This window comes from Phytoactinopolyspora endophytica (assembly GCF_004138495.1).
GTDB lineage: Bacteria > Actinomycetota > Actinomycetes > Jiangellales > Jiangellaceae > Phytoactinopolyspora > Phytoactinopolyspora endophytica.
Window position 1 is genome coordinate 23,457 of record NZ_ML142877.1, and the last position, 6,093, is coordinate 29,549.

At 65.3% G+C, this 6,093-nt stretch carries 6 protein-coding genes; all 6 read left to right on the plus strand.

Translation table 11 applies throughout. The annotated features are described in order from the left end of the window. Positions 1 to 1,009: 3-oxoacid CoA-transferase (locus ELR45_RS32590; RefSeq protein WP_205857725.1), on the plus strand; the 1,009-nt coding region annotated here is incomplete at its 5' end. Continuing rightward, positions 1,006 to 1,893: an amidohydrolase family protein gene (locus ELR45_RS32595; protein ID WP_205857726.1), complete on the plus strand. Its 888-nt coding sequence runs from the start codon at positions 1,006 to 1,008 to the stop codon at positions 1,891 to 1,893. The genes ELR45_RS32590 and ELR45_RS32595, both read left to right, overlap by 4 nt. 232 nt (positions 1,894 to 2,125) lie before the next feature. Then, positions 2,126 to 2,956 (plus strand): IclR family transcriptional regulator, encoded by an 831-nt coding sequence (locus ELR45_RS32600; RefSeq protein ID WP_129669998.1) that lies wholly within the window; start codon positions 2,126 to 2,128, stop codon positions 2,954 to 2,956. A gap of 306 nt (positions 2,957 to 3,262) precedes the next feature. Beyond that, positions 3,263 to 4,243, plus strand: coding sequence for an ABC transporter permease (locus ELR45_RS32605; RefSeq protein WP_129669999.1), 981 nt, complete (start codon positions 3,263 to 3,265; stop codon positions 4,241 to 4,243). Continuing rightward, entirely contained in the window at positions 4,240 to 5,154 is a 915-nt protein-coding gene (locus ELR45_RS32610; protein WP_129670000.1) for an ABC transporter permease, read from the plus strand. Before ELR45_RS32605 ends, ELR45_RS32610 begins: the two co-directional genes overlap by 4 nt. A gap of 8 nt (positions 5,155 to 5,162) precedes the next feature. Next, positions 5,163 to 6,080, plus strand: a complete 918-nt coding sequence (locus tag ELR45_RS32615) for an ABC transporter ATP-binding protein (RefSeq protein ID WP_165368307.1) — start codon at positions 5,163 to 5,165, stop codon at positions 6,078 to 6,080. Positions 6,081 to 6,093: the final 13 nt, after the last annotated feature.

The window sequence follows — 6,093 nt, forward strand, 5'->3', positions numbered from 1 at the left end:
GATCGCCGAGGGGAAGGACGTCGGATCCTTCGACGACCGGCCCTACGTGATGGAACGTGGCATCACCACCGACTATGCGCTCCTGCGCGGGTACCGGGCTGACCGGATGGGCAACGTGCAGTTCCGTGGCGGAAGCCGCAACTTCAACGACAGCTTCGCGAAGGCAGCGGGTACGGCGATCATCGAAGTCGACGAGATCGTCGAGCCCGGCGAACTGCCACCGGAGAGTGTGCACCTGCCGGGTGTCTTCGTCAGCCGGGTCGTGCAGAGCACCATCGGGCTGGAGCTCGCCGACCTCCCACGACGTGCCGAACGTCCGGCGGATTCCCGGCGCGAGTACGACGGCAAGCCGGCGCTCAGCCGGGAGGAGATCGGCAGGCGGGCGGCGGCGCTGCTTCACGACGGCGGCGTGGTCAATCTCGGTGCGGGCCTGCCGACGCAGGTCACCAACTTCCTCGTCGGGCGTGACGTGATCCTGCACAGTGAGAACGGCATCCTCAACTACGGTCGCTTCGTCGCGGCACCGGATGCCGATCCGGATCTTCACGATGCCGGCGGCAACTTCATCGAGCTGGAGCCGGGAGCCAGCTTCTTCGACAGCGTCACCTCGTTCGAGATCGCTCGCGGCAAGCGCCTCGACGCGGTTGTGCTCGGCGCTTACCAGGTGGGCGGCAACGGAGACCTGGCCAACTGGGCGCATCCCAAGCGACCCGGCGGAGGGATCGGTGGAGCCATGGACCTCGCGGTCGGTGCTCGCAGTGTGATCGTGACGATGGAGCATGTGGACAGCGCAGGCCGGGCGAAGCTCGTCGATCGATGCGATTACCCGATCACGGCGGCCGGCTGCACGGACATCGTGGTCACCGACTTGGCCCTGTTGCGCCGCCACGCCGGTGGGTTCGTGCTCTCAGAGGTCGCCGCCGGAATCAGCGTTGACGAGGTCCTGGCTCGCACGGAGATGAACGTCGAGGTCGCGCCGTCGATCGGAATCATGCAGGAGGCCTGGTGAATATACGGCTGGGCGACGATATCGTCGCCATCGACATGCACACGCACGTGCTCACGTCTGCGTGGGCACCAGAGCCCGCAGCGAACGAATCGGCCGCCGAGGCCGCCCAGGCGATGGCACGGTACTTCAAGACGGATCTCAACCGGCCCACGGTGCACGACCTCGCTGCTACGTACCGTGAGCTGAACATGATGTGCGTGACGTTCTCAGTGGATTCGAGCTGGGCGACCGGAGAGCCGAACGCGGTGAGCAACGACGAGGTGTTGGAACTCGCCGCCGAGTACCCGGCCACGATCATTCCCTTCGGCACGGTCGACCCGCACAGCGGGCGCCGGGGTGCACGCGAGGTGCTCCGGCTTGCCGAGCAGGGGATGCGCGGCTTCAAATTCCATCCGAGCACGCAGGCCTTCTACGCCAACGACAGGGACGTCTACCCGATCTACGAGGCGATCGAGCAGACAGGCAGGATCGCGCTGTTCCACAGTGGCCACACCGGCGCGGGGGCGGGCCGGCCTGGCGGTGGCGGCGTGCGGTTGAAGTTCTCCAATCCCCTCTACGCCGACGACGTCGCCGCGGACTTCCCTGAGCTGAGGATCGTGCTCGCGCATCCGTCTTTTCCCTGGCAGGACGAGGCACTGTCGGTGGCGCTGCACAAGCCGTATGTGTATATCGACCTTTCCGGCTGGTCGCCGAAGTACTTTCCGCCCAACCTGGTGCAGTACGCCCGTACGCTGCTGAAGAAGAAGATGCTGTTCGGTACCGACTACCCGGTGATCACGCCCCAGCGTTGGATGACCGACTTCGAGAAGCTGGGCTTCGACGAGGACATCACTCGGCTGATCATGCTCGACAACGCGGCCGGCCTGCTGGGATTGACCGACTGAACGGGCCGGCCCGCGGCGGCGGGCTGGCCCATTAACGCGGTCGTCACCGTTGAGACGACAAGTCTTCCGCTGGACGAAAGAGCTATCGCGTGCAGCCTCGCGTCGCGCGACAGTAGGAAGACCTGAACCATGATCCGCGGCTGCGGTTATGCTGACAACACTCCGTTGGGTGCCTCTCCCAGGTGGCCGCTCACGGCAGTGACACCGTGAAGTTCGACGACGAGCGAGGCGGATGGCAGAGCAGATGGATGATGTTCCGCAGGACGAACCCGGCAAACGCACGGCTGCGGCCCGTGTTCTCGCTCTCCTGGGCGCGTTCGCGAGCGGAGGCGGCTCACTCACGCTTTCGGAGATCAGCCGATATGCGAACCTCACGCTGACGACGACGCACCGGCTCGTCAAGGAAGTGCTGCAATGGGGTGGCCTCGAGATCGACGACACCGGTCACTACCGCCTGAGCTCCAAGATCCTCGACCTTGCCTCCTCCTCGACCGAGGCGATGCGGCTGCGCGAGCGCGCTCTGCCGCCGCTGGTCGAGTTGCACGGCAGGACTGGCTTGACAGTCCATCTCGCCGTGCGTGACGGCACGAGTGTGATGTATCTCGAGGCGCTGCGCGCCCACCCCAACTACACCGGTGAGAACCGGATCGGTGGCCGGCTGCGGCTGCATCTTGCCGCGACCGGGCTGGTACTGCTGGCCTTCGCCGACGAGCCGTTCCGCGAGGAGTACCTGCGCGGACCGCTCAAGCGATACACCTCGGAGACGATCACCGATCCAGACGCGCTGCGCACCTGCCTACGGTTCGTCCGGAAGAACGGATACGCCGTCGCTTCCAAGTTCGTCGCGATGGGCGCCGGCGCCGTCGCAGCACCGGTCATGGGTGTGGACGGCACTGTGCAGGCGGCGGTCGGCATGGTGTACCGGACTGACCGCTGCGACCCCGACAGGCTCATCGACCCCGTCCGCATCACGGCGAAGCGCATCTCCCGTTCGCTGTGGGAACCAGCGCAGCTCGATCCACGGACGATCGACTTCAACCGGCGCCATGCCGGCCTCATCTGAGGTAGTCCGGTAAGCGACGTCACCGAGCACCTCTGCACACACACCAGTTGCCCGGACGCGGAATCCGTTGACCCGCGGCCATTCCATGCTGCCCGGAATCACGAATTCGAATGACTGCGAGTCACCCGGAGAAGCGGCCCCGCGCACTGACGTTCCGCGCCACGGAAGTGTTCGTTGAGGCGGGATGTGGAATCTGGCCAGTATGGCTGAACCAAAGCTCGTCCATGACAACGGCAGGAACGTAGCTCCATGTGAACAGCGTCCTCGAGATTTCGAAGGAGAACTCGCAATGGTGGGTGTACTCGGATGAAATCGGTGCTGATCCATTACGGGAGGCTGCTGGCGTCCTCTGCGATCCTGCTGCTCGTCGTCATCACTATCCTGTTCCTGCTTCTCGAGCTGGCGCCGGGTGACCCGCTGCAGGCGCTGGTGGGCGACGCGCCGGCCTCGGCGGAGTTCCGCGATCAGATGATCGCCACGTTCGGCCTGGATCAGCCGATGTGGCAGCGCTACCTGACCTACCTCGGCAACGTGCTGACCGGTGACCTGGGCGAGTCGATCGTCAGCCGCAGGTCGGTGAGCGAGCTCATCATGATCAGGGCTCCGTACACGCTGATCGTCGCGGTCATCGCGTTGGCCGTCTCCACCGTCATTTGCCTCGTGGCCGGCGCGATCGCAGCGCGTACCCGGAGGCGGTGGCTCGACGGACTCATCTCCGGTGGCTCCCTCACGTTCTTCTCCATCCCGAACTTCTGGCTCGGGCTGATGCTCATCTGGCTGTTCGCCGTCGTCCTCGACTGGCTTCCGGCGTCCGGCGCCAACGCTCATGGCGAGCCCGGCATCTCCTGGGAGTACATGGTCCTCCCCATCGTCGCCACGGCTACCAGCCAACTCGCCCTCAAGACCCGAATCATGCGCTCCTCGACGATCGAGGCACTGGGGCAGGACTACATCGACACCGCGCGGTCGAAAGGCCTCTCCAGCGACCAAGTGCTGTATCGGCACGGATTGCCGAACGCGATGCTGCCCATGGTCACGATCATCGGGCTGAGCGTCGGCAATCTTCTGGCCGGGTCCACCTTGATCGAACGAGTCTTCGGATGGCCCGGCATGGGGCTGCTCATGGTCGACGCGATCAACGAGAAGGACAACATGGTCGTGCTCGGGGTCACCATCGTCATGACCGTCATGATCCTGGTCGCCAACATTCTGACCGACATCGTCTATGGCCTCGTTGACCCGAGGCTGCGCGCACGGTTCAGCCGATCGGGGAGGAGCGCGGCATGACCCTGAACAGCAGCGAAAAGGTCGAAGAGGCTGCTATGCCGGCAGGCCTCGAGGATGCCGCCGTCCCGCCGCCCGCCACGCGGCGAGAGTCGCCCGCGGGCATCTTCTTCCGCAAACCCATCGCCATCTTCTTCCTCGTCGTTCTGGCGGGGATGGTTCTCATCGCGATCTTCGGTCCCGTGTTCGGCGGAGACCCCGTGGCTACAGGTAACCCGAGCATGCAGCCACCGAGCGCCGATCACCTCCTCGGCACTGACCACCTTGGGCGTGACTACCTGGCGCGGGTGCTCCACGGCGGCCGCACGTCGCTCTTCGTCGGCTTCTCCGTCGCAGCGCTCTGCATGACGCTGGGGGTTGTGGTGGGCAGCCTTGCCGGATTCTACGGAGGCGTCATCGATGTCATGCTCGTCAAGATCATCGAATTCTTCCAGGCGATCCCCGGCCTTGTCCTCGCGCTGGTCGCGGCGGCCATCCTGGGCGCCAACGTCATGGTCATCATCGCCATCCTGGCGGTCACGATGTGGACGGGGGTGGCGAGGATCATGCGGGCGGAGGCAGCCCGGATCGCACAGCTCGGCTACGTCGAGTCCTCTCGGTCCGCCGGATTTCCGGGATGGCGGATTCTCTGGTCGGACGTCCTTCCGAACGCGATGGCACCCGTGGTCGTGACGACGACCATGACGGTGGGCACGGCGATTCTCGTCGAGTCAGGGCTGGCCTACCTTGGTATCGGAGACGCCAACCGGCCGACCTGGGGCTCCCTCCTCAACGACGCCCAGCCCTACCTGAACTCCGCCTGGTGGCTGGCCCTCTTTCCGGGCTTGTGCATCTTCCTCGTCGTGCTCGCCGTCAACATGCTCGGCGATGCGCTCAATGACGCGCTCAACCCGACGATCGGGAGGGTCAAGTGAGTATGACCGTGAGAACCCGGAGGCGTCAGGGCAATGGGGCCGCGGCGGGCGCGTCGGACGAAACGCCGCTGCTGCAGGTCGCGGATCTCCAGGTTCACCTGCCTACGGGATCCCGCAGCGAGATTGAAGCAGTCTCGTCGGTCTCCCTCACCGTCCGCCGGGGTGAGCGTGTGGGCATCGTGGGCGAGTCCGGCTCCGGGAAGACCGTGACCGGTCGTGCCATCGCGGGGTTGCTACCGACCTCGCCGAGAGTGCGCGTGCGAGGGTCCATCAGGTTCTCGGAGCGGGAGATGGTCGGTGCGCCGGCGAAGGCGTGGGACGCAGTACGGTCTCACACGGTCGGGATGATCTTCCAAGACCCTTTGACCTACCTCAACCCGGTGATGAAGATCGGCAAGCAGGTCCGGGAGGCGGTCTCACCGGGCCGGCATCGATCCGGCGAGAACGACGACGCCCTGCACTTCCTGTCGCTTGCCGGGCTGGAGAACGTCCAAGAGGTCGCGCAGCGTTTCCCGCACGAGCTCAGCGGCGGCATGCGCCAGCGGGTACTCATCGCCATCGCGATCGCGAAGATGCCGGACCTGCTCGTCGCGGATGAACCGACCACCGCACTGGACGCGACGGTACAGCAGCGGGTGCTGAGGACCTTGGACGAGACCGTCTCCGAGCTCGATACCTCGCTCATCCTCATCTCTCATGACATCGCTGTCGTCGCCGGCATGACCGACCGGATCTACGTCATGTACGCCGGCTGCGTGGTCGAGTCCGGTGCCACCCGTGAGGTGCTGGAGCGACCCAAGCATCAGTACACACAGGCGCTGCTGCGCAGCGTGCGAAGCCTGACGGAGGAAGGCATGGAGCTGTACTCCATCCCGGACTCGCTCCGCGTGTCCTGGGCGCGAGAGGAGGAGAACCGTGCTTCTTGAGGCGACCAATGCG